Origin of the sequence: Janthinobacterium kumbetense (assembly GCF_023703445.1) — a bacterium.
Classification (GTDB): Bacteria; Pseudomonadota; Gammaproteobacteria; order Burkholderiales; family Burkholderiaceae_D; genus Janthinobacterium; species Janthinobacterium kumbetense.
The window spans coordinates 1-1,480 of sequence record NZ_JAMQGR010000032.1; the positions used below are offsets into that span (position 1 = coordinate 1).

General features: G+C 50.9%; 1 rRNA gene. It reads left to right on the plus strand.

Annotated features, from left to right (window positions below):
• Nucleotides 1–1,350 (plus strand): 23S ribosomal RNA (locus NCG91_RS27800); the annotation flags it as partial.
• Nucleotides 1,351–1,480: the final 130 nt, after the last annotated feature.

Genomic DNA, 1,480 nt, shown 5'->3' on the forward strand with positions numbered 1-1,480 from the left:
CACGAAGCAATCGGAAGTGGTTCCAAGAAAAGCCTCTAAGCTTCAGTCATACGAGACCGTACCGCAAACCGACACAGGTGGGCGAGATGAGTATTCTAAGGCGCTTGAGAGAACTCGGGAGAAGGAACTCGGCAAATTGGTACCGTAACTTCGGGAAAAGGTACGCCCCGGTAGCTTGATTGGTTTACTCCATGAGGGTGAAAGGGTTGCAATAAACTGGTGGCTGCGACTGTTTAATAAAAACACAGCACTCTGCAAACACGAAAGTGGACGTATAGGGTGTGACGCCTGCCCGGTGCTGGAAGATTAAATGATGGGGTGCAAGCTCTTGATTGAAGTCCCAGTAAACGGCGGCCGTAACTATAACGGTCCTAAGGTAGCGAAATTCCTTGTCGGGTAAGTTCCGACCTGCACGAATGGCGTAACGATGGCCACACTGTCTCCTCCCGAGACTCAGCGAAGTTGAAATGTTTGTGATGATGCAATCTACCCGCGGCTAGACGGAAAGACCCCATGAACCTTTACTGTAGCTTTGCATTGGACTTTGAACCAATCTGTGTAGGATAGGTGGGAGGCTTTGAAGCGGGGACGCTAGTTCTCGTGGAGCCAACCTTGAAATACCACCCTGGTTTGTTTGAGGTTCTAACCTTGGTCCGTTATCCGGATCGGGGACAGTGCATGGTAGGCAGTTTGACTGGGGCGGTCTCCTCCTAAAGTGTAACGGAGGAGTTCGAAGGTACGCTAGATACGGTCGGACATCGTGTTGATAGTGCAATGGCATAAGCGTGCTTAACTGCGAGACTGACAAGTCGAGCAGGTACGAAAGTAGGACATAGTGATCCGGTGGTTCTGTATGGAAGGGCCATCGCTCAACGGATAAAAGGTACTCTGGGGATAACAGGCTGATTCCTCCCAAGAGTTCATATCGACGGGGGAGTTTGGCACCTCGATGTCGGCTCATCACATCCTGGGGCTGTAGCCGGTCCCAAGGGTATGGCTGTTCGCCATTTAAAGTGGTACGTGAGCTGGGTTTAAAACGTCGTGAGACAGTTTGGTCCCTATCTGCCGTGGGCGTTGGAAATTTGAAGGGGGCTGCTCCTAGTACGAGAGGACCGGAGTGGACGAACCTCTGGTGTACCGGTTGTCACGCCAGTGGCATTGCCGGGTAGCTAAGTTCGGAAGAGATAACCGCTGAAAGCATCTAAGCGGGAAACTTGCCTTGAGATGAGATTTCCCAGAGCCTTGAGCTCTTTGAAGGGTCGTTCGAGACCAGGACGTTGATAGGCTGGGTGTGGAAGTGCAGTAATGCATTAAGCTAACCAGTACTAATTGCCCGTACGGCTTGTCCCTATAACCTTAGCAGGTACAGAGGATAAGACGGTACAACGTTGCGTGTGTGTTGATACAACTATTCATTACCCCAATCTTTGCTTCTTCCAGATTCAGGCTTTGTCGCTCCACTGAGGACAAATGCCAGTAC